The sequence below is a fragment of the Nocardia sp. NPDC055321 genome, assembly GCF_053645575.1.
In genome coordinates, this window is sequence record NZ_JBSHMS010000005.1 from 213,619 (window position 1) to 235,381 (window position 21,763).

Sequence of the window (21,763 nt, forward strand, 5' to 3'; positions counted from 1 at the left end):
GCTGTCACGGCCTCGGGACGAGGTCGGCTCGGTCAGTGAGGACAAACGCGTGCTTGACCATTTCGGGGATCGTGGAGGGCCTGTCCGGCCTATCGCTCAGTGCATCGAGTTCGAGGGGGGTAGTGCGCAGTCGCGTATTCTCGCCGCGGCGATCCGGAGTGCGATCAAGCCGATGCTTTCGCTGTGGGCGGTAGCGCCCGAACTCCGATGGCCGTACCGAATTGTGGACCACGTCGGTCGCTTGCTGCCGGTGGCGGCCGGTACGACGCACCGCTCGATCGCACTGCCGAATTGCGCGGCTGAGATTGCCCGCCCGGGATCTGTCCGCGGCGATCGCTACATCGTCTACATGCCCGGCGGGGCTTTCATGGTCGGGGGGCGGTACCTGCATCGAAATCTCATTGCGGAACTCGCCTCAGCACTGTCGACGGAGATCCTCGAGGTCGACTACCGCACGCTGCCCAAACATACGATAGGGGACGGAGTCAGCGACTGCGTCGATGCGTATCGCTATGCCCTGTCGCAGGGCATAGCTCCCGAGAAGGTGGCCTTCGTCGGCGATTCAGCCGGCGCGTACATGGTGTTGATGGCTGCTGTCGTCGCGAGGGAGCAGGGCCTGCCGATGCCGGGAGCGATCGTCTCGATGGCGCCGGGTGTGGCGCTTGACTGGGAGGCGAAGATCGCGGCACTGGGGGACGCGACAGACGCGCTCTTCTCGAGACGTTTCGCGCGGTCGTTCCAGCGGTTCATCTCCCGGCACTGCCCCGACCCCGAGACTCGCCGCGAACCGATCGATGCGGACCTCAGCGGCTTCCCTCCGACCCTCATCCAGATCAGTTCCGCCGAGCTCTTGTACGCGGACGCGAAGATGTTCGCGAACTCGCTGGCCGAAGCCGGCGTCCCCCACCAGCTTCAGGTGTGGCACGGTCAGGTCCACGTGTTCCAGGCGGCATGGTCGATCGTCCCGGAGGCCGCGCGAGCAGTCGGCGAGGTGATTCGTTTCATCGACTCCACTCTCGCGGTGACCGTGCGCGAGACCTCGGCCTGACCTGCTACCGACATCGGATTTCTTCCACAATATGAGGGCTCACGTAATGTCTTTGCCACGATTCGAAACACTCTGCGCAGCTTTCCAATACACGGCATCGGTCGACCCCGGTGCGATCGCGCTGCGGACGCCCGGAGACACCGCCACGCTTACCTGGGCGCAGTACTCGGCTGGGGTTCGTGCCGCCGCGGCCGGCTTGGCGGCTCTCGGTGTCGGGCGCGGCGACACAGTCGCGTTCATGATGTCCAACCGGATCGACTTCTTCCCGCTCGATGTCGGAGCCCAGCACCTCGGTGCGACATCGTTCTCGCTCTACAACACCCTCGCCTCGGAACAGATTGAGTTCGTACTCGGCAATGCCGGTGCCCGCGTCGTGATCTGCGAGCCTGCCTACGTGGACCGGATCCGCACCTGCGGACTGGCGCTGGACCACATCGTGTGTCTCGACGCCGTCGCGGGGACACTGTCGGTGGCGGATATGCTCGCCGGTGGCGATCCCGCCTTCGACTTCGACGCGGCGTGGCGCGCGGTGCGCCCCGAGGACGTCGCGACCCTGATCTACACCTCGGGCACAACCGGCGAATCCAAGGGAGTCGAGACCACTCACGCCAACCTGCTGTTCCAGGCATACGGTGTCGGTGATGTGCTTGGCATAGGATTCGGCGACACCATCACGTCGTATCTGCCGACCGCGCATATCGCCGACCGGCTGACCTCGCTCTACTTCCAGGAGGTCTTCGGCACTCAGGTGACTGCGGTCACCGATGCCAAGCAGATCGCCGCCGCGCTGACGGAACTGCGACCCACAGTCTGGGGTGCGGTGCCGCGCGTATGGGAGAAGCTCAAGGCCGCCGTCGAATTCGCGGTCGCCAATGAACCGGACGAGCAAAGGCGACAAGGGCTGCTGTGGGCGTTGGGGGTGGCCGCCGAACGCAGTAGCTACCAAATCGCCGGGCAACCGGTACCGGCCGAACTGGCGGAAGAGTGGGCCCGGGCCGACGTGATGGTGCTGTCGCAACTGCGCGCTCGGCTCGGGTTCGACCGATTGCGCTGGGCACTTTCCGGTGCGGCCCCGATTCCCGCGCAGACGCTGGGATTCTTTGCCGGGCTGGGTGTTCCGATCTCCGAGATCTGGGGAATGTCGGAGCTGTCGTGCATCTGCAGCGTCAGTCACCCTGACGAGGCGAAGCTGGGCACCGTCGGGAAACTTCTCGATGGGATGCAGGCGCGCTCGGCCGAGGACGGTGAGCTGCTCGTGCGCGGACCGCTGGTGATGAAGGGCTATCGCAACGAGCCCGAGAAGACGAGGGATGCGGTGGATTCCGATGGCTGGCTGCACACCGGTGACATCGTCACCGTCGACGCCGAGGGATTCCTGACGATCGTCGATCGCAAGAAGGAGATCATCATCAACTCGGCGGGCAAGAACATCGCACCCGCCGCGATCGAGAAAGCGGTCAAGGCTGCCACCCCGTTGATTGGTGCCATGGCGGTCATCGGAGATGCCCGTCCGTACATCTCCGCGCTCATCGTGCTCGATGCCGAGAGCGCTCCGATGTACGCCGCCCGGCATCGGCTGCCCGATGCCGAAGCGGCCAACCTCGCGGCGAATCCCGAAGTGATCGAAGCGATTTCGGCAGGCATTGCGGCTGGGAACGAACGACTTTCCCGAGTCGAGCAAATCAAGCGCTTTCGGATTCTGCCCGTCTTCTGGGAGGCAGGCGGCGAGGAGATCACCCTCACCATGAAACTCAAACGCAAGGTGATCGCGGACAAGTACGCGGCGCAGATTGAGGAGATGTATCTGCCTGAACCGCCGCACGACGTCTACCAGCCGAACTGACCCTCGATCTTGGCACTTCAGCACCGATCGGGTCGGCGAGACGGTGGACAGTGAGGGTACAGCTGGCATACATCCGGCGACGGTTGATTCGAACACTGTCGATGGGATATCGAGCGCAGCCCATTTCCAACCGGTGGGATCGTGATGCCGCTGACGTGCAGGTACACGATTAATCGGTCGTCTCGGGGGTTGGGCTGGGTAACCAGCTGCGCCGTACAGTGTTCCAGCGGTTCGGCCCGGCGGGTCATCCCGCGCGGTCCGACGCTTGCTCCTCGGCAGTCACGGTTGTTCTGCTGAAGTCGGCTCATCGCGGGATGCTCGAAGCTCGAGGTGTTTCAGCCGGCGGCGCGAGTGATCGGGGCCGCTGCCGGATACACGGAGGTGCGGACTGCACGGCAGGCCAGATGGGCGAAGTGGGCGAGTCGACCGTCGCCGATCGAATTGGCTTGATTTCCCAGGTGATTGGTGATGAAGCCGATGGATAGGCCGAGGTCGGGAACGGCTAGACCTCCGGAACCACCGATACCGTAATGCCCGAAAGCATTTCGATTGATTCTTGTCCCGACCGGGGTGCGATGGTAGCCGCGAGCGAAGTGGGCCGGTACACCCAGGACGTAGTCGAAGGCGCTGTTGGACGGCATTTGCGCTAGTGCGCGGGTGGTTTCGGGTCGGAACAGGCGACGGCCTTCGACGATGCCTTCGTTGGCTATCGCGCCGTACATCCGGGATAGGGCGCGGGCGGTGAAAACGCCGTTCCAGCTCGGCATTACGGCGTCGTAGGCGCGCTCGCCCTGACTCAGGTCGGCCCACCCGGGATACGCGGCGGAGGTCGCCGAGCGCAGGAGTGAACTCGGCAGCGCGCCGATGGGTGCCAGGAGTCGGTCGAAGGGAATTCGGGCGATGCCCAGGCGCTGGCCGAGGCGTGCGATCCGATGCCGCTCCGAGTGTGGCACCCCGAACCAGAAGTCCTTGTCGCCGAGGGGCTGTCGCAGTTCGCCGGCGAGCAGCTCGTCGAAGAGCAGGCCGCTGGCCCGCTGGGCGAGCTCGGCCACCAGGGTGCCGAAGGTCAGGCCGTGGTAGCCGCTGGCCCGCAGCCGCCACGGGTCCGGCGCCTGGTCGGCGAGCCGCGCGGCGAGGTAATCGTGGTCGAGCAGTTCATCGTGATTCGCGGACAGCCCGCGTAGCCGTTGCAGACCGGCGCGGTGGCGCAGCACGTCCGACACCGTGATGTCCTGCTTGCCGTGGGCCGCGAACTCCGGCCAGTACGTCGCGACCGGCTCGCCGAGGTCGAGGACCCCGCGTTCCACGAGCCGGTTTGCCACCGTGGCCGCCACGCCTTTGCCCGTCGAATACGACAGCGCCAGGGTGTCGCGTTCCCAGGGCCGCCCGGCATCGGCCCAGCCTGTCCAGATGTCGACCACCAGTTGCCCGTGCAGGTGAACGGTGAGTGCGCCGCCGCCGCGTGGGCGGTTCCGGAAGGCGCGGAAGAACCGTGCGGCGAGGGCGCCGAACCGGTGGTCGATGAGCATTTCGGAACCGGATCCGGTAGGTCTGGGGGTGGTGGACACGATCGGAGCCCTTCTGTGTCGGTGGTGTACGCACGAGCGCGTACGGGGTGCGGTCCTCAGTTCGGGCCGGGCAGCTCGCGGCGCAGCACCTTGCCGGTGGCATTGCGGGGGAGCGCCGCGGTGAAGACCACCTCGCGCGGGACCTTGAATCGCGCGAGGTTCGCGCGCACGTGGTCCTTGACCGCCTGCGCGTCGAGGTCGGCTCCGGGCGTGCGAACAACGATGGCGCGCAAGCGCTTTCCGAACTCCTCGTCGTCGACCCCGATGACGGCGACCTCGTCCACGCCGGGCAGGGCGGCGAGCAGGTTCTCCACCTCCAGCGGGTAGACGTTCTCCCCGCCGGAGACCACCATGTCGTCATCGCGGCCATCGATGAACAGCAGTCCGGTGACATCGAAATGGCCCATGTCGCCGGTGGACATGTAGCCGTCGAGGATCTGCTTGCCGCGGCCGTCGGTATAGCCCTCGAACGGGGCCGCGCCCCGGACGAATACGCGACCGCGGGCGCCGAGATCGCGGATGCGGCGGTCCGCGTCGTCGAACAGCGCGATCCGGGTCGCCACCGGCGCGCGGCCGACCGTGCCCGGGGCCGCGCGCAATTCGTGCGGTTGGGCCACCGCGGCGATGTTCACCTCGGTCGAGCCGTAGAAGTTGTAGAGGACATCGCCGAAGGTGTCCTGGGCGCGCACGGCCAGCTCGGGCGCGAGCGCCGATCCGGCCACCACGATCACCCGCAGCGCGGACAGGTCGTACTTGCCGATCACCTCCGGTCCCAGCGCGATCAGGCGGTGCAGCATGGTCGGCACGGCGACCAGCATCTCGGCGCGATGTTCGCTCAGCGCGCGCAGGGTCGCCTCGGCGTCGAACCGCCGCAGCACGACGGTGTGATTCGCCAGCGCGGTCGCCACACCCCACAGCGCGAAACCGGTGCCGTGGAACAGCGGCGACACGATCACCACCGTGCGCCGGTGCGGAACCGGAATGCGGTCCAGGAACAGCGCGCTCACCAGCGGACTGACCCGGGTGCGCGGCGCCCCCTTGGGCAATCCGGTGGTGCCGCTGGTCAGAATGATGAATCCGCCCGGCCGCGGGGGCGGCGGCGGGGTGCGGGTATCGCCCGCTGCGATGACCGCGTCGAGGTCGTGCGATCCTGCGGGCACCCGATGTCCGGGCTCCACCCAGGTCAGATAGCGCGGCAGTGCGGGCGGCAGTGCGTCGAGCAGGTCGCCGAATTCGCTGTCGTGCAACATGGCTCGGACCTGTTCGCGCCGAGCGACCTCGGCGAACTGCGGCTTGGCGAATCCGGTGTTCATCATGGCCAGGCGCAGCCCCGCGCGGCCGGCGGCGCTGATCGCCAGCACCAGCCCGCGGTGATCACGAGCGAGTACCCCGACCACCGACCCCGGCGTCAGACCGTCCGCACGCAGCGCATTGGCCAGGGCGTTCGATTGCCGGTCGAGTTCCTGGTAGGTCAGGGTGCCGCGCGCGTCGGTCAGTGCCGGGGCGTGCGGGGTTTCCCGGGCGGCCCGCATGATCATCGCCGAATGCGGGCCGTAACGCCGTGTCTCGCGGGATACCCGCAGGATCCGGTGCGGGCGGGTCAGGTCGATGACACCGGCCCGGTGCATCACGGCGACGGACTTCAGCTCGTCGGACGCCCGCGCCAGGTGTTCGCTAATGACTTTGGGAGACAGTTTCATTGACATCTTCTCTGCAAGTTCGTGCCGGGGCCCCGGTGCCGGTCGGATCATGGTGGTCCGGCCGGTGACGTTCCGGGTGCGCGGAACTGCCGGGGGCGCCGGTCGATTCGGGCGGGTCAGGATTTCGGGGACAGCCCCACGGACTCGGGGCGATCCGATGCCGCGGCGCGCAGGATCGCCACCGTGCTGCGCGTGCGCGCGGAGTCCGCCGCGGCGGCCAGTTCGGACAGCGCCGGCGCTGCGGTCAGCACCGGATGGGTCGTGAGCCGTGCCAGTACCGAGTCATTGAGCGCGGTGAGCACGTAGAGCAGCTCGCGCCACGCGGCGCGGTCGGTGACGACCGCGACGAACCGCTCGAACTGATCGAGGGTCAGCGCGCCGAACAGGCTGTTGCCCAATAGATTCGCCTGATCCTCCGCCAGCCGGGACAGCAGCGAGAGCGTGGCCGCCACCACCTCGGGCGCGCCGTCGGCGGCGGCGCCGACAATGCGGTGCGCCCGAGCCGGCGACAACTGCCGGACCGTGTGGTCGAGCCGGTCCGGCGGCCAGATCAGCGCGATGGTCAGCATCAGTCCGGCGTCGTCGTCGATGCCCGCCTCGTAGCCCGCGATCTGCTCATCGGTGGAATGCTCGACGAACAGCGCTGCGGTCAGGTGATCGCGCCGCCGCAGCAACTCCTGGGCGGCCGGCACGAGGATCGACACCGGTAGCAGCCCGGTCAGCGTGGCCGTCGTGCGCCGGTCGAGAAACGGTGCGGCATCGGCCAGATAGCTCGGCGGCAGTCCCCGCAGCACACCCGCCACCCGCTGCGGATGATCCGTGCCGAGGGGGCCGCCCGCGCGACCGGCGACCTCGGCGGGGATGGCGTTCAGCGCCACCTTGGCGGCCAAGGCGTCCGGAACCAGGGTGGCCAGTCTGCTCACCCGCGCGAAGGTGTCGGCCTGGTCGTCGCAGAGGAAGTCCGAGACCCGCTCGTACAGTGCGCGCAGCTCGTCCGCGGAGAGGGTCCCCAGGGCCTTCAGCTCGGTCGGATCGGCCCCGATCGTGCGAGCGAGTGCCTGAATCTGGCTCTGGGCCAAAAGGTTCGTCACGGTTGGGCTCCTATCCGAAGAGGATGGCACGGGCGGGGATGCGGACCAGGCGGGGCAGCGCGCCGAGCGCCGCGGTGATCGCGGCGTCCAGGGCCGCGCGCTCGGTGGCGGTGCGGCGATGCAGCAGCCTCAGCAGTTCGGCGGCCTGCTCGTCGGTGAGCCGTGTCAGCACCTCGCGCGGCTCGCGCAGTTCCGCGAGCAACTGTTGCTTCGCATCGGTCATCGGGGGGTCCTCTGTCTCTAGGTGGGGATATGTGAATTGGCTTCAGGCACTGCGCTGTTGAGCGTGTTGCTGCCAGGCTCGCTCTATGAATACGGCCGCCGCCTCGACCGCGGCCGCCGCCTCCGGGACGATGCTCGCTGCGGCCTGGAACACGTGCACCTGTCCGGGCCACAGCTGGAGTTCGCAGCGAATGCCGTGCGCGGCCAGCCGCTGGGCCATCAATTCGGCATCGGGACAGAGGCTTTCGGACGAACTCGCCTGCAAGAGCACGGGTGGGAGGCCGGCGAGGTCGAAGTCGACCGGTGAGGGCGGGGTCCCTGTGCCCCGCGCGGCCAGCTCGCCGAGTCGCTCGAGGGTGCTGCGGGGGAACAGCGCACAGCTGTCCGTCGTGGGTGCGGCGAGCTTCGAGGCCGGATTCCAATCGGTCAGCGGCGAAATCGCAACCAGTGCGGCCGGATTGGGCAGCCCCCGGCGTTTGATCTCGATCCCGGCCATCAGCGTCAGATAGGCGCCGGCCGAATCGCCCATGATCACGATCTGATCCGGGCGGTACCCCGATTCGAGGGCGTGCCGATACGCGTCGACACTGTCCTCGATCGAATCGGTGATGCCGTGCCGGGGCAGTTGGCGATAGTCGACGGCGAGAACGGTGGTACTCAGGCGGTCGGCGAAGCGACCGATCATCTGCTTGTGCAGGTGATTTCCGCCGACCAGGAAACCCCCGCCGTGCAGGTAGACGATGAACCGATCCGTACGAGCCCGGGCGGGTGTGACCAGATGCGCGGCACACCGCTCCAGCGGCGCGGCCCGCCTGCGCACCCCGCGCGGGACGGTCAGCACCCGGCCGACGTGATCGACGACATGGTAGGGCCACGACAGTTCGGGGAAGCGGATCCACGCCGCGATGACGGGGCGCACGGTGCCCCGGATGGCCAGATCGAGTAGCCGCGATCGGAAACTGCCGCCCGGAAACTCGGTCCGGACGAAATGGCTCGCGGCATTGACTGGTGACTGCATTGTCGGCCTCTCTCGAATACCCATGGCGACCGGTCACAGCGCACGCCAAAGCTGCCCACCGCTGCGTCGCGGGGTGGGACGAAGGCTGCTTTGAATGCCTAACATGTGATCGGATCACAAGTATTGGTGTCCGAGACGGTGAAAGTCACTGCATCAACCGGAGAATTGGCAGGAACCGATTTGTCTCCGGAGCCAAACGGTGGCGATCAGGTGCGCGCGTCACCCGGGCTGTCGGCGGTGACCGGATAGAGCCGCTGCACCATCAGCGCCGCCGCTATCAGCCGCGAGCCGTGTGGATCGCTGGGATCGATGCCGGTGATCTCGGTGACCCGGCGCAGCCGGTAGCTGAGGGTGTTCGGATGCACGTGCAATAGGGCGGCGGCCGCCTTGCGATCCGCGCCGTGCGTGATGTGCACCTTCACCGCCTCGAGTAGATGCGGCTGATCCAGAATGGGAATGATGCGCTGCGCCAGCCGATCTCGTGCCTCGCCGGGCCGGGTCAGCTGATACTCGAGCAGTAGATCGTCGAGCCGGTACACCCCCGGCGGCCGTCCGAGCCCCTCGGCCAGCTGTGCGAGTTCGGTTGCCTGAGTGGCCTTCTCGGGTATCGCCGCGCGCGGGACCGCCGAGCACTCGCCGATGTGGATCGCAGCGCCCAGGCACCCACTGAGTTTGCCTATCGCCCGGGCGTATTCGGCGCGCGGTCCCGTTCCCAGTGTCCGCGGGAGCAGTGCGATACCGCTGGTTCCGTCGAAGGTGTTGAGCGCGGTCGTGCCCGCGATCTCATCGAGCACCTGCTGGACGATCCGCGCCCGGCGGCGGGCCACGGCGTTCTCGGCCAGCGCCGCCGAGCCGGGAACCGAGCTACCGGCGACGGTGACGGCGAGCACGTCGTAGTGCTCGGCGAGCGTATGGTCCGCGCGCGCCGCGAGCTCACCCGCGGGCGCGCCCCGCAGCAGCGCGACGGCCAGTCCCCGCCTCGCATCTCGCTCGAGCCCGTAGACCGATTCCTCCATGGCGGTATAGGTCGAGGTGACCAGCGTCGTGATGTTCATGAGCAGTTCGAGCAGGTGATTGGAGAAGGCGGCCAGATCGGCCAGATCCTCGGGTTCGGTGAGCGCGAGGGTTTCGTTCCACACCCGCCGGACCGCGCCGTGCAGGCCGGTGAGGATCGCTTCCAGCGGCAGTCGCTCCTCGGCCAGCGTTTCCACGATCGGGGTGATGAAATCCCGTACCTCGTCGACCCGGTACCTGCGTTGTTCGTCGAGCGCGCGCAGGAAGCCCAGCCCGCCGGCATAGACATTCGGCACCACGATCTCTTCGAAATGCCCGGTGGGCAGCGTCGCGGTCGCGGGCACCATATCCAGCGACGCGTGGAACATCTCGTCGATGACCATGGGGAGCCGCTGCATCAGCCGCCGCAGGATCGGGGCTTCGGGCGCGAGGGCGGGCAGGGGCTCGGACATAGCCTGATTGTCACCGCCGCCAATATTTGCGGCAAGTTTCCTGTCGCGGCTCCCGGCTGGCCGCCGCTCGCGAGCGGCCGGTGCTGCGCCTCCCGTAGTGCGGTGGCACCCCGGCGATAGGTCCGGATGCGGTGATGGCTTCGCCAAGTTGTTTCGCGAGACAAAACTGACGTACCAACTTTTCTCGTCCGTGCAGTGACATGAGGTATGCGGTCGCCATAGATTCGGACACCGGCTCGGCATATGGCCCGAGTCACAATCCGAATGCAGGGGCAGGGGTAACGCATTGTCGGCGGCTTTTCAGGACGATCCGGTGCCGAGGGGCTCCACGGCCGGAACTTCGAGCTTGATGGCCGCCGCGCAGGCGGTGCGCGGCAATTTCGCCGACACCGTGCTCTCCGCGCTGCGCACCTTCGGCCGCGCGGTCGATATGGCGGGCGCCGCGACAGGCGGCGCCGCCCGTGATCTCATCGCCGCCCGCCTGCAATGGCGCGAGGCGGTGCACCAGGCCTGGCGCATGGTCACCGTGACCGCGCTGCCGGCCATCCTGATGGCGGTGCCGTTCGGCGTCATCGTCTCGGTGCAGGTCGGCAATCTCATTCACACCCTCGGGGCCGATTCCCTGCTCGGTGCGACCGGCGGCATGGGCGTCATCAAACAGGGTGCGCCCATGGCCACCGGCTTTCTGCTCGGCGGCGCCGCGGCCTCGGCGATCGCCGCGGATCTGGGCGCCCGGACCATTCGCGAGGAGATCGACGCCCTGCACGTCATGGGCATTTCGCCGATCAACCGGCTGGTGATTCCGCGCATGATCGCCATGCTGGTGGTCGCGCCGCTGCTGAACGTGCTGATCATCTTTGTCGGTGTGCTGGCCGGATACGCGGTGGCCATCGGCGGTCAGGGTGTGACGCCGGGCAGCTACTGGGCCACCTTCGGCGCGTTCACCTCGGTGGCCGATGTGGCGGTATCGCTGCTCAAGGCCGTCATCTTCGGCTTCATCGTGGTGGTGATCGCCTGTCAGCGCGGCCTCGAGGCCAAGGGCGGCCCGCGCGGTGTCGCCGACGCGGTGAACGCGGCGGTGGTGCTGTCGGTGGTGTCGATCGTCGTGGTGAATCTCGCGCTCACCCAGGTCACCACGCTGTTCCTGCCGATGCGGATCGCATGATGACCGCAACGCCATACGCGCCCAGGGGATTCGGCTGGATGGCGCGCCTACGCCGGGCACAGCTGCCGCGGCCCGTCGAGGTGCTGGGCTTCGTGGCCGCATTCGTCTGGCAGGTGCTGGCGGCGGTCCCGTTCACGCTGCGGCACTACCGCGCGGAGACCATGCGCATCGTCAGCGATATGACCTGGGGCCGGGGTTCGGTGATCGTCGGTGGCGGCACCGTGCCGATGATGATCGTGCTCGGGCTGGCCATGGGCGGTTCGGTCGGGGTGGAAGCCTTCGCCACCTTGAACATGCTGGGTATGGGTCCGGTGACCGGTCTGGTCTCGGCCTTCGCGACTACCCGCGAGCTCGCGCCCATCGCCGCGGCCATCGGTTTCGCCGCGCAGGCGGGATGCCGGATGACCGCCGAGATCGGTTCCATGCGGATCTCGGAGGAGATCGACGCGATCGAATCGCTGGGTCTGCGTTCGGTGCCCTTCGTGGTGACCACCCGGGTGATCGCGGGCGCGGTGGCTATCGTGCCGACGTTCCTGATCGCGCTGATCCTGAGCTACCTGGCCTGTCGTGGGCTGATCACGCTGGTGCACGGGCAGTCCGGCGGCGTCTACGACCACTACTTCTTTCAGTTCGTTTCCGGCTTCGACGTCATCGCCGCCGTGATCAAGGTGGCGGTGTTCGGGACAGTGGTGATTCTCGTGCACAGCTATTACGGATTCTTCGCCGCGGGAGGCCCCGAGGGCGTCGGCATCGCCTCGGGGCGTGCGGTTCGCGCCAGCTTCGTCGCGATCATCGCCATCGATATGGTGCTCTCGATCGTGTTGTGGGGCTTCAATTCCGCCATCAGTTTCCCGGGGTAGCGGCGTGCCCGAATACGGAATGCCCGGCGTACGGGTGAGTCGCGGGGCAGCGCGCAGAACCGGCGCGGTCCTGGTGACGCTGGCGGTGCTGGCCGGAGGCTGGGCGCTGCGCCCGGACCCGAACGCGGCGGACGGACTGCGTATCGCCCTGCGGACCGAGCACATCGGCGACGGTGTGGTGCTCGGCACCGAGGTGCTGCTGGACGGCGTGACGGTCGGCGAGGTCGTTGGCATCGCGCCGGACGAGCGGGGCACCCAGCGCATCTCGCTGGCCCTGGACCGCTCGCAGCTGGGCGGAGTGGACGACAGCTTCCAGGTGGACTACGCGCCCTCGAACCTCTTCGGCATCTCCGCGCTCGAATTGCGCCGGGGCGCAGGGGGTTCGCCGCTGTCACCGGACGTCGTGGTCGATCTCACCGGAGCGCGTTCGGCCCTCGTGCAGGACGCCACCATGAGCAATCTGATGCGCACCCTCACCCAGGTCACCACCGAGGTGCTCACCCCGGAACTGGCGAGCACCTTGGCTCGATTGGCTTCCGATATAGGGGCTTTCACCCCGCTGGCGCAGGCCCTGGTGGTGCTGGGGCGCACGGTCGCCGACACCACGACCGTCGCGCCGTCCGAGCTGCTGGGCGGTTACGGATCCGCGCTCACCGGGGGCGCGCGTTTCGCCGACGCGCTCTTCGAGGTGATGAACTCGGTCTATCACATCGACGTGCTGCGCACCGATCGCGGCCGTTTCGACGCCACCATCGCCATGGTGGTGGATCGGTTGTTCCCGGCTCTGCGCAATACCCTCTACGGGGCCCGAGGTGAATTCTCCGAATACGCGGGCATGCTCGCGCCGATGCTGGCCGCCGCCGCGAGCACCGTGCCGGCCCCGGAGCGCTCCGGCGCCGAGCTGGCGACCCTGATCGAGAACCTGCGCTCGACCATGCCCGATACCCCGGACGGGCCGGTGCTCGAGGTCGATGTGGACCTGAGTCTCGTTCCGGTGCTGGGTATTCCGGATGTTGCGCCCGGAGGTGCGCGATGACGGGCGTGCTCGCGCCGGCCTGGCGTCTGACGGCTTTCACGGTGGCGATGCTGGGGGTGCTGGCGCTGGTGGTGGTCGTCATCCGGCAGCCGGTCGCAGGGCCGACCGAGGACTACCGCGCGATCTTCGCCGATGCCAACGGTCTGCATTCGGGTGACGACGTCCGCTTGTACGGGGTTCGGGTCGGCAAGGTGGAATCCATTGCGCTGGAACAGGGTCGGGCGGTCGTGCGGTTCACCGTGCAGCGCGATTCCGCGATCCACGACAACACCCGGCTGGCTATTCGCTACCAGAACCTCACGGGCCAAAGGTATCTGGATATCCAGCGCGATCCGGTGGCGGGCGCGCGTATCGCGTCTGGCGCCACCATCGGCGTTGAGCGCACCACCCCGTCGTTCGATGTGACGGGCCTGTTCAACGGTTTGAAACCGGTACTGGCGACGATGTCCCCCGATGCGATCAACAGGTTCAGCGAGAGCATGATCGCGGTGATCGAAGGGGACGGTGCCGGCGTCGGCCCGGCGCTGGAGGCGATCGGCCGGCTCAGCGAATACGTGGGCGATCGGCAACTGGTGATCTCCGCGCTGATCCGGAACATGGCCGAGATCTCGGATCGGATCGGAGGCCGCTCACCGCAATTGGTCACCCTGCTGGGCAAACTCGCCGATGTCTTCCAGACCCTGCAGACCCGGATCGACGGGTTGATCGACTTCGCGCTCACCGCACCGCCGGTGCTCGACCCGATCGACGACCTGCTGGCCACGCTCGGATTGTCCGAGAACGTGAATCCCGATCTGGACAACGTCATTCGCACCTTGTTCCCGAATCCGCAAGAGGTGATCGACATGCTGGGGAAGGCTCCCGCTCTGCTGGCGGCGCTGCGAGCCGCGGTGCCGGCGGCGGGTAGCGCTCCGCCTGCTCCGTGCAGCCGAGGCTCGGCCGAATTGCCCACGGCGCTGCGCATTCTCGTCGCCGGACAGCAGGTGACGGTATGCAAAGGATGAGAGGGTTCGCCGCGCGTCCGCGTCGCTCTCGGCCCGACGCCGCCTCGCTGCGCCGGCGGGAACTGCGGCTGGGCGTGGCCGGGGCGGTCCTGGTGGTGGCGGTGTTGGCGGCGGTCGGTGTGTTGTACGTGGTGCCGTTCGGCAGGTCGACCTACACCGCGGACCTGAGCGAGGCGCAGTCCGTGCGCGTCGGCGACGATGTGCGCGTGGCCGGGGTCCCGGTGGGATCGGTGAAATCGCTTACTCTGCAACGAGATCGAGTAACCATGACTTTCACCGTCGACAGTTCGGTCTTCCTGGGCGACCAAACCACGATGGACGTGCGGATGCTGACCGTGGTTGGCGGTCACTACATCGCGGTGTTCCCCGCCGGTGATCGGCCGCTGGGCCGCGGGGTCATTCCGGCAGATCGGGTGCGGCTGCCCTACAGTCTGGCCCGGTCCTTCCAGGACGCGGCCGCGCCGGTGGCAGCGGTGGACGGAGATCTGGTGCGGCGCAATCTGAGTGGTCTGGCCGATGCGCTCGAGGCCGGTCCGGGGGCGCTGCGCGACACCCTGGACGGGGTTGATCGATTCCTCGACCTGCTGCTGCGGCAGCGCACCGAGGTCTCGAAGGCGATCTCGATCGCCGAGGAGTACCTCTCGGGCGTGGACACCGCCAAGGGCGAACTGCGCCGCCTGATCGACAAGATCAATGTGCTCGAAACGGTCCTGTCGGCCAAGCGCTCGGAAACGCGGACCGCGCTGCTCACCCTGAACCGGGTGATCGCCCGGCTGGCCGCGCTGCAACCGGCGTGGGAGAGCACACTCGAGCCGATGGCGCAGCGGCTCGTGGCCGTGGTGCCGGAGCTGGAAGCACTGGGTTCCCAGCTGGATTCGCTGCTGGACTCGGTGCACGGCCTGGCGAGCTCGCTGACGGCGTTGCTCACGCCCGACGGGGGCGTCGCCGTGGACGGGTCGCGCCAGACGGTGCCCCTCGATCCCGCCGCGCTCGCGCCGGTGTGCGTCCCGGTGTTCGGGCAGGTCTGCTGATGCTGATCCGTGTGCTGTCCGCCCGGGTGTTCATGTCGCTCGCCGGGGCCGTGGCGCTGGTGCTGCTGACCGGCGCCGCCTATCTGGTCGCCTTCGATCCACTGCGCAAGGTCGAGTCCTACTGCGCGCTGATGCCGGACACGGTGGGCCTCTACACCGGTAATCACGTGACCGTCCGGGGTATGCCGGTCGGGGCCGTCACGGCGATCACCCCGCAGGGCGGCACGGTGCGGGTCGACTTCACCGTCGATGCCGACTATCCACTGGCAGAAGATGTTTCGGCCACCACGGTCTCGGACACCATTGTCGCGGACCGGCAGCTGGCCCTGCTCGACAGCGGCGCGGCGACTACCGATTGGGATCACTCGCGCTGCGTCACCAAGACCCTCACGCCCAAGAGCCTGACCGAAACCCTCACCGCGCTCGCGGATCTGGCAAACGAGACGCTGGGCCCCGATCCCGCGCACGCCGACGCGCTGCAACGCGGCCTGACGGCGCTCGACGCCGCCACCGCGGGCACGGGACCGCAGATCAACGAGATCATCACCACCCTGGGCGCGGCACTCAACTCACCCGATGCCGCGATCGGTCATCTGGCGGGTGTGATCGACGCGCTGTCCTCGCTGGCGCGCGGTGTGTCCGGGCACTGGGGCGATATCAAATCGATGCTGCTGCGCCTGGCTTCGGTGCTCGATGAGGTGAACAACGGATTGTTCTCGACGACCATCGAGATCATCGACGGCTTCCAGCGAGTGCTGCCGATGCTCAACGACATCACCACGCTGTTCGGGGATCCGATTTTCGCCGCCCTGGACGCGATCGTGCCGCTGGCGCGTTTCGCCGCCGCGAACGTCGGGAGCCTGCGCGAGCTGGTTTCCATGACCCCGGCCATCGCCTCCGCGTTCACCGGTGTCCTGGATCCGAATACCGGTGCACCGGGCCTGACCTACGCCTCTCCGCGGGTCGCATTGCCGCCAGACGCGGTGGATCGCCTCTGCGCCGCGGTGGACGCGCTCGCGCCCGGGCAGTGCAGCAGGACCCCGGACGGCTTGACCGGTGTGCCCCTGGTTTCCCTGGTGCTCGGGCTGGCGGGTGCGCGATGAGACCGCATCGGTGGCACTCGCTGTGCGCCCTGGCCGTAGCGGCTCTCCTGCCGCTCGGCGGCTGTGCTTTCGATCCGGCGCGAATTCCGGTGCCGGGAACGGGGATTTCGGAACCGACCTATCGGGTTCGCATCGAATTCGGCAATGCCCTGAATCTTCCCGCGCGGGCACAGGTCGTCGCCAATGGCGCGCGGGTCGGAACGGTTACCGGTGTGCGGGTGGTGGATTCGGCAGATCCGGCGGTCCGCGGCGGCTACGTGGTGGTGGAGGCCGAGATCGCCGAATCGGTGCGCCTGCCGGCGCGGACGACGGCCGAACTGCGTCAGAACACGCTGCTCGGCGATATCCACCTCGCGCTGACCACGCCCCCGGACGGATTCGGCGAGCTGCTCCCCGCGGACGGCACGATCCCGCTCGGGCAGACCCGCCCGCCGATGCAGATGGAGGACGCCATGGCCGCGATGGCCACCTTCGTGCAGGGCGGGGCCATCACCCGGTTCCAGGACATCGTGAACCAGCTGAACGCGGTGCTGCCCGCGGATCCGCGCGAGACCGCCCGCATCGCGGGTGTGCTCGGCGCGAACGCGGTCGACGTGGCGAACAATCTGGATCAGGTGACGGTCTTCCTCGACGGGCTCACCGCGGTCTCGGCGGCGGTGGGCGAGAACTCGGACGATCTCGCGGAATTGCTGACCGCGCCCGCGGTACAGCAGGTCACGGACGCGGTGAACTCGATCGTGGCGACCATCGGGGTGGTCGGCGCACTGGGCGAGGTCGCGCATTCGCTCGCCTGGCTGGCGCCGCTGGCGCAATCCGGCGACGCGGCCGCTCGGGCCTTCGTCCCGCTGCTGTTCACCGATCGCCCGCTGGATCTGAACGCGCCCTCGAATCTGAACGCGCTCGTGGCCCTGCTGCGGGACAGGATCATCCCCTGGGTCGAGCACGGACCGGCCGTGAATGTGCGCGGTGTGCGCGTGCACGGTCCGTCCGGCGAAGAGCAGATCGATCGAATCCTGCAGTCGCTGCGCATGATCGGAGCCGTTCGATGAAGCCCTCCGCCTGGTTGTCGCTGGCCGGAATCCTGGCCGTCACCGTGCTCGGCGCCGCCTACCTGGCCTTCGGGGTGGTCCGTGCGGAGCCGTTCGCGAAAACCTTCACGGTTACCCTCACACTGCCGAATGCCGCCGGCCTGCAACCGAGTTCGCCCGTGCTGCTGCGCGGTGTCGAGGTCGGCGCGGTGGCTTCGGTCGCGCGCGGGGTGGCCGGGGTGGAAGTGGTGCTGCGCCTCGAGTACACCCATCCGATACCGGTGTCCAGCCCGGCGGTGATCGAAAGCCTCTCGGCGCTGGGGGAGCCGTATGTCGAGTTCACTCCCGCCGACGACCGCGGTCCCTATCTGTCCGACGGGCAACGGCTCGATGCCCGGACGGTGCGCACGCCGCCGTCCATTCCCCAGGTGGCCGGCCAGGTTTCGCAGGTGCTGGCCCAGCTCGACCCCGCCGCCATGCGTTCGCTGGTCGGCACCTTCGGCACCGCCCTGGCCGGTACCGAGCCCGTCATGCCCGAGCTGACCCGGGCCTCGGAATTGCTGGCCGCCGCCATCATGTCCCGCTCGCCGCGGATCGGCCCGATGCTGACCGATCTGCAATCGATCGTCCCCGATATGGCGTGGGCCGGCCCCGCCATGACCGAAGCCGCACCGAACTTCATCCAGTTCGGTGAGCGGGTCGATCAGATCGCCGCCGCCATCGGGCGGCTGATGAACACCGGCGACACCCCGCGAATGTACCTGCGGGACAACGGACTGGTCCCGTTCCTGGACACCCTCACCGAGCGGTTCGCGCAGCTGGGTCCGGACCTGAAACAGCTCGTGCCCGTGCTGCGGCCGTTGGCAGACGGCGCGGCGAATCCCAACCCGCGACTGGATCTCAGCGCACTCATCACCCAGGCGCTGGCCGCCACCGAACCCGAGGGCGCGCTGCACATTCGTGTGCGGGTCAAGTAGCCGACGACCAAGGAGTCAGTATGAAGACCGAAACCGACAGCTCCGCAGCACTTTCCACGGCTGATCCAAACACCGGCGGGACCGTGCCGGTCGACTCCGTGCCCGCGCACTCGGGCACCGCGGACAAGGCCACACGAACCCTGTCGATCCGACTGTCGACGGTGTTCGCCGCGACGGCCGCCCTGGCTGCGGTCGTCGCCATAGTGGTGTTGAGCGTGCTGCTGGTATCAGCCCGCGGTGAACTGTCCGACCGGACGGCAAGTGAGGCGGATCAGCGTCGCGCCGAACAGGTTGCCACCGACTACGCGGTGGGCGCGGCCACGGTGAATTATCAGGACGGTGCGGCGTGGCTCACCAGACTCAAGGCCAATACTGTCCCGGAACTGGCCGGCAAATTCGACGCTACCGCGCCCACCTTGCAGGAGGTGCTCGGCCCGCTGCAGTGGGTTTCGACCGCCCAGCCCATCGCGGCCCGTGTCACTTCCGAGACCGGTGGCCGCTATCAGGTGGAGGTCTTCGTCAACGTCACCTCCACCAACGCGCAGTCACCGCAGGGCGGTCAGACCACGGTGACCTACACCGTGACTGTCGACCGCGACACCGACTGGAAGATCGCCGACGTCGGGGGTCTGGACGGTGCGTTGCGCGCGAAGTGATTTGCGCGCCGGCCGCCATCGGTCAGCGACGTGTCTGCCAGGCATGGATCTGCTGCTCAGCGATGGACACGAGGCGGTCGTAGCCGAAGTTGATGTCGACCAGATGGGATTCGAACAGGGGGATCTCGTTGAGATGGTCGGTACCCCGCATACTCACTTTGTAGAAGTTGTAGCCGTCGCGTTCCTGGCAGCTCCCGGTTCCACGGGATGCGGTCGAGGTCCAGGCCGAATCCGACGTCGGTAGGGTGCCGGGGAAAGTGGTGTAGCCCAACAGGATCGAGATGATTCCGAACGCGTACGGTGCGGACGGCACGGTCACGGGCTGGGGAGTGTCGTCGCCGCTGAGGATGGCGGGGTCAGTGCACGCCACCTGATATCCGGGCCCGTGGGGCAGGCCCCAGCGCATGGAGATCAAGCTCAGGTCCGCATTGCCGAACAGAGATAGCAGTGGATCGTTCTGCGCGACCGAATAGGCGACCACGCAACCGTATTCGCCGCGCCCGGTACAGAGGGGAATTGTGGCAAAGTCGCCGCCGGCGGTGCTGCCGCGGGCGGTGGTGACGTTGCCGCCCATCAGGAACGCGCCGACCAACAGCGATCGCAGCTGTGGGTCAGGGTCGACCTGTTCGCGAATCAACTTGCGCGCCATCAGGGTTCCCTGAGAATGGCTGATGATGATCACGCCTCGACCATGATTGTCATTGGCGAGGTAGTCGTTCCATGCATCGACGACGTCCTGGTAGGCGAGCTGAATGAGGCCGACGCCGGTGGCCAGTTCCAGCGGCAGCGCCGTTAGAGTCACCTGGCGGTAGACGGGTGCGAAAACCCGGCACTGATTCGAGAAGCGGGCAGCCTGGAACTCGGCGATCGAGCGCACTTCGGGCTGGGCCACCGGGTCCTGGTTCAACGCGACCTGATTGCTCACCGTCGGATACAGATAGAAGCAGTCGACGGGCTTGTCCTGTTCGGCGACCGGGGGTGGATCGGATACCGCCCCGGTCCCCAGATCGGTGGTCCGCAACGGCAGATCGCAGGGGTCCGCGCTCAATTCGGGCTTGCACAGCCATACCGGCTTCGCCGACGGAGTAGGCGGGTGTGCGTACGCGAGCCCACCGGAGGTCAGGCAGATGGCGGCGGCGAGCGCGATTCCGAACCATCGGCGGGTAGGCAGAGATCGTCGATGGGATTCCGCTGCTAGCGCCATGGCGCGCCTTTCTCTATGGCGGCTGTCATTGCATGCGCCGCCACGTCGTCGTAGTGGCAAATGATTTGCAGAGCCATGATAGCGGCATCATCATCTGCGTTACGGAACATCCCGAGCAGAGGAAAGTCGTCGAAGAATCGCTGTGCCCGAGGTCGTGGACGGCGATTAGCGCGCTGGCTGAGGCATCGAAGACGGCGTAGCGGGTGTACCCGTTAGCGGCTTTGACCAACCGCTGCCTATCTTGACGATCGTTTCGGAAGTCTAAGCAGTACGAGCCGGCGGTGGTGTAAGGAATTTGATGCGTTGACGCTCGCCGACAGGGGTTTTCGCTCGAGGAAGCGGATATTTTGATGGTTTGTGGAAGGTCACTCGCCATGTAGAGGCGTCGAGGAGTGTGGTCCCAGCGCGAGCCTTGAGACATTGTCCGCGAGTGTTCGGGCGCGGCCGGCTGCGATCTTCTGGTAGCGCCTGGCTGCCTGTGGTGTCTTGTGGCGGAGGCGTTCCAGTACCTCGGGCAGGGTGCCGGCGGCATGAGCGGCGACGGTGCCGCCGGTGTGGCGGAGCTCGGCCGTGTGGAATTCTTTGCGGCCGATCGTTGAACTTACAGTCAGGGCAATCTGTTTGGTGAAATAGGAAGACCGAGCGACATTGTGCATCGACGGAGAAGATCGCTGTGGGTTGGGTTCAGGGTTCGCCGCACGGTGTTCGGGTGAGCGTCTCAGCTCGACTCGCAGGCGGGTCCGCATGCCGGATTCCGCCGGTTCGTGACGACGCATCGCTGTCGGGCCATGCGTCGCCGCGCCCCGCTGAACGTGCCTCGAAGCTACTCGACTCCTATTGTGAGGGCTTTCAGAGTGCCCGTCGCATCGCCGTGTTTTGCTACCGTGTACCCGCATCCGGTGTCCGCGCAGATAACGTCGGCGAACTTGACCAGAGCCGAAATGTCGCCGTCTTCGAAATGATCGAAACTCGGTGCGATCACAGCGCTGACGGATTCGTTGTACGCGTAGTTCATCAAGCGATTGATAACGGCGCCCGGGAGGTTCGGGTCGCCGTAGTACATCAGGACGATCGACCACCCGAACCGTTCTGCCAGTGCGTGGATACTCGCTTGGTCCTGCTGCCACGCCGCACCCGAAACCTCGCGCCGCAGGAATCCGATCACGAATTCGGTCATGATCGTGCCTCGAGGTAGCCGTGGTAGGCGGGCTGGGTGAGCGCTCGTCGGCCGCGTTCGGTCGAGCGCCAGCGCGCGGGTCCCTGCGGTGTGCCCAGGACGAGTCCGCTTCGGCACAGGCGCATCAGGGCCCGGCGGATCGAGGACTCGGAAAGCCCGGTCGTTGCGCCGAGTTGCCGCACGGTCATGGTCTGGATCGGTTCCAGGAGTGAGAGTGCTCCGAGCACCTTCACCTCGTGTTCGGTGAATGCCATCGCTACCTCCTTCAGCTGATCGGAATGTGCGTACCGGGGTGCTCTGCGGCCAGGCGGGCTTGGATGTCGGCGACGGTGAGCCGCGGCCCCGAAGCAGCAGGGGGGTGCACGATGTGACCGATGCCGGCGGCCGTGAGGACAGCGAGCGATACGAGCGTGATCGCGAGGAGGAAGTCCATGTCCAGTACTCCGGGATGCTCGATGGTCTCGGTTGGCCGCGGCTCGGCCCGGTGGTGGGATCAACTCTTCTCCGCGCGATGTGCGCATTGGAGTGACCGAGGGTGTACTGCGCGAGTACTCTCGGTGCACCGT

Annotated in this window: 22 protein-coding genes; 11 read left to right on the forward strand and 11 right to left on the reverse strand. The window is 67.3% G+C overall.

Going from position 1 to position 21,763, the window contains the following annotated elements:
• Positions 1-49 precede the first annotated feature (49 nt).
• Both ACWIGI_RS10120 and fadD11 read left to right on the forward strand, forming a co-directional pair.
• On the forward strand, positions 50-1,048 hold the full coding sequence (locus ACWIGI_RS10120) for an alpha/beta hydrolase (protein ID WP_454202010.1): 999 nt from the start codon (positions 50-52) through the stop codon (positions 1,046-1,048).
• A 46-nt stretch (positions 1,049-1,094) separates the two neighbouring features.
• A complete protein-coding gene (gene fadD11, locus ACWIGI_RS10125; protein WP_454202011.1) occupies positions 1,095-2,891 on the forward strand; it encodes a fatty acid--CoA ligase FadD11 in 1,797 nt (598 codons plus the stop codon).
• Between the two features lie 335 nt (positions 2,892-3,226).
• Here fadD11 and ACWIGI_RS10130 read toward each other — a convergent pair whose 3' ends face one another.
• The 6 genes from ACWIGI_RS10130 to ACWIGI_RS10155 form a co-directional block, all read right to left on the reverse strand.
• A complete protein-coding gene (locus tag ACWIGI_RS10130; protein WP_454202012.1) occupies positions 3,227-4,459 on the reverse strand; it encodes a serine hydrolase domain-containing protein in 1,233 nt (410 codons plus the stop codon).
• A gap of 56 nt (positions 4,460-4,515) precedes the next feature.
• Complete coding sequence (locus ACWIGI_RS10135; protein ID WP_454202013.1) at positions 4,516-6,159, reverse strand: acyl-CoA synthetase; 1,644 nt, start codon at positions 6,157-6,159, stop codon at positions 4,516-4,518.
• 116 nt (positions 6,160-6,275) lie between these two features.
• On the reverse strand, positions 6,276-7,250 hold the full coding sequence (locus ACWIGI_RS10140; protein WP_454202014.1) for a hypothetical protein: 975 nt from the start codon (positions 7,248-7,250) through the stop codon (positions 6,276-6,278).
• Positions 7,251-7,260: 10 nt separating this feature from the next.
• Positions 7,261-7,473, reverse strand: a complete 213-nt coding sequence (locus ACWIGI_RS10145; RefSeq protein ID WP_454202015.1) for a hypothetical protein — start codon at positions 7,471-7,473, stop codon at positions 7,261-7,263.
• Between the two features lie 42 nt (positions 7,474-7,515).
• A complete protein-coding gene (locus ACWIGI_RS10150) occupies positions 7,516-8,490 on the reverse strand; it encodes an alpha/beta hydrolase (RefSeq protein WP_454202016.1) in 975 nt (324 codons plus the stop codon).
• 206 nt (positions 8,491-8,696) lie between these two features.
• The gene (locus ACWIGI_RS10155; RefSeq protein ID WP_454202017.1) at positions 8,697-9,956 is read right to left on the reverse strand and encodes a PucR family transcriptional regulator; all 1,260 of its coding nucleotides are present in this window, start codon (positions 9,954-9,956) and stop codon (positions 8,697-8,699) included.
• Between the two features lie 349 nt (positions 9,957-10,305).
• On the opposite strand from ACWIGI_RS10155, the gene ACWIGI_RS10160 reads away from it, so the two are divergent.
• The 9 genes from ACWIGI_RS10160 to ACWIGI_RS10200 are packed head-to-tail and all read left to right on the forward strand — an operon-like array spanning position 10,306 to position 18,816.
• Positions 10,306-11,121, forward strand: a complete 816-nt coding sequence (locus ACWIGI_RS10160) for an ABC transporter permease (protein WP_454202018.1) — start codon at positions 10,306-10,308, stop codon at positions 11,119-11,121.
• Entirely contained in the window at positions 11,121-11,981 is an 861-nt protein-coding gene (locus ACWIGI_RS10165; RefSeq protein WP_454202019.1) for an ABC transporter permease, read from the forward strand. The genes ACWIGI_RS10160 and ACWIGI_RS10165 overlap by 1 nt, the downstream gene beginning before the upstream one ends.
• Before the next feature lie 4 nt (positions 11,982-11,985).
• On the forward strand, positions 11,986-13,017 hold the full coding sequence (locus ACWIGI_RS10170; RefSeq protein WP_454202020.1) for an MlaD family protein: 1,032 nt from the start codon (positions 11,986-11,988) through the stop codon (positions 13,015-13,017).
• Positions 13,014-14,021, forward strand: a complete 1,008-nt coding sequence (locus ACWIGI_RS10175; protein ID WP_454202021.1) for an MCE family protein — start codon at positions 13,014-13,016, stop codon at positions 14,019-14,021. The genes ACWIGI_RS10170 and ACWIGI_RS10175 overlap by 4 nt, the downstream gene beginning before the upstream one ends.
• The gene (locus ACWIGI_RS10180; RefSeq protein ID WP_454202022.1) at positions 14,009-15,052 is read left to right on the forward strand and encodes an MlaD family protein; all 1,044 of its coding nucleotides are present in this window, start codon (positions 14,009-14,011) and stop codon (positions 15,050-15,052) included. The genes ACWIGI_RS10175 and ACWIGI_RS10180 overlap by 13 nt, the downstream gene beginning before the upstream one ends.
• Positions 15,052-16,155 carry an MlaD family protein gene (locus ACWIGI_RS10185; RefSeq protein WP_454202023.1) on the forward strand — a complete coding sequence of 368 codons (1,104 nt, stop codon included), beginning with the start codon at positions 15,052-15,054 and terminating at the stop codon, positions 16,153-16,155. The genes ACWIGI_RS10180 and ACWIGI_RS10185 overlap by 1 nt, the downstream gene beginning before the upstream one ends.
• Positions 16,152-17,204, forward strand: coding sequence for an MlaD family protein (locus ACWIGI_RS10190; RefSeq protein WP_454202024.1), 1,053 nt, complete (start codon positions 16,152-16,154; stop codon positions 17,202-17,204). Before ACWIGI_RS10185 ends, ACWIGI_RS10190 begins: the two co-directional genes overlap by 4 nt.
• Positions 17,201-18,160 carry an MlaD family protein gene (locus ACWIGI_RS10195; RefSeq protein WP_454202025.1) on the forward strand — a complete coding sequence of 320 codons (960 nt, stop codon included), beginning with the start codon at positions 17,201-17,203 and terminating at the stop codon, positions 18,158-18,160. Before ACWIGI_RS10190 ends, ACWIGI_RS10195 begins: the two co-directional genes overlap by 4 nt.
• A gap of 20 nt (positions 18,161-18,180) precedes the next feature.
• Entirely contained in the window at positions 18,181-18,816 is a 636-nt protein-coding gene (locus ACWIGI_RS10200) for a hypothetical protein (protein ID WP_454202026.1), read from the forward strand.
• A gap of 22 nt (positions 18,817-18,838) precedes the next feature.
• Here ACWIGI_RS10200 and ACWIGI_RS10205 read toward each other — a convergent pair whose 3' ends face one another.
• The 5 genes from ACWIGI_RS10205 to ACWIGI_RS10225 form a co-directional block, all read right to left on the reverse strand.
• On the reverse strand, positions 18,839-20,020 hold the full coding sequence (locus ACWIGI_RS10205) for a DUF3089 domain-containing protein (protein ID WP_454202027.1): 1,182 nt from the start codon (positions 20,018-20,020) through the stop codon (positions 18,839-18,841).
• 365 nt (positions 20,021-20,385) lie between these two features.
• Entirely contained in the window at positions 20,386-20,676 is a 291-nt protein-coding gene (locus ACWIGI_RS10210) for a hypothetical protein (RefSeq protein WP_454202028.1), read from the reverse strand.
• A 167-nt stretch (positions 20,677-20,843) separates the two neighbouring features.
• Positions 20,844-21,197 carry a hypothetical protein gene (locus ACWIGI_RS10215; RefSeq protein ID WP_454202029.1) on the reverse strand — a complete coding sequence of 118 codons (354 nt, stop codon included), beginning with the start codon at positions 21,195-21,197 and terminating at the stop codon, positions 20,844-20,846.
• Complete coding sequence (locus ACWIGI_RS10220) at positions 21,194-21,451, reverse strand: hypothetical protein (protein WP_454202030.1); 258 nt, start codon at positions 21,449-21,451, stop codon at positions 21,194-21,196. The genes ACWIGI_RS10215 and ACWIGI_RS10220 overlap by 4 nt, the downstream gene beginning before the upstream one ends.
• Positions 21,452-21,462: 11 nt before the next feature.
• A complete protein-coding gene (locus ACWIGI_RS10225) occupies positions 21,463-21,630 on the reverse strand; it encodes a hypothetical protein (RefSeq protein WP_454202031.1) in 168 nt (55 codons plus the stop codon).
• Between the last annotated feature and the right edge of the window lie 133 nt (positions 21,631-21,763).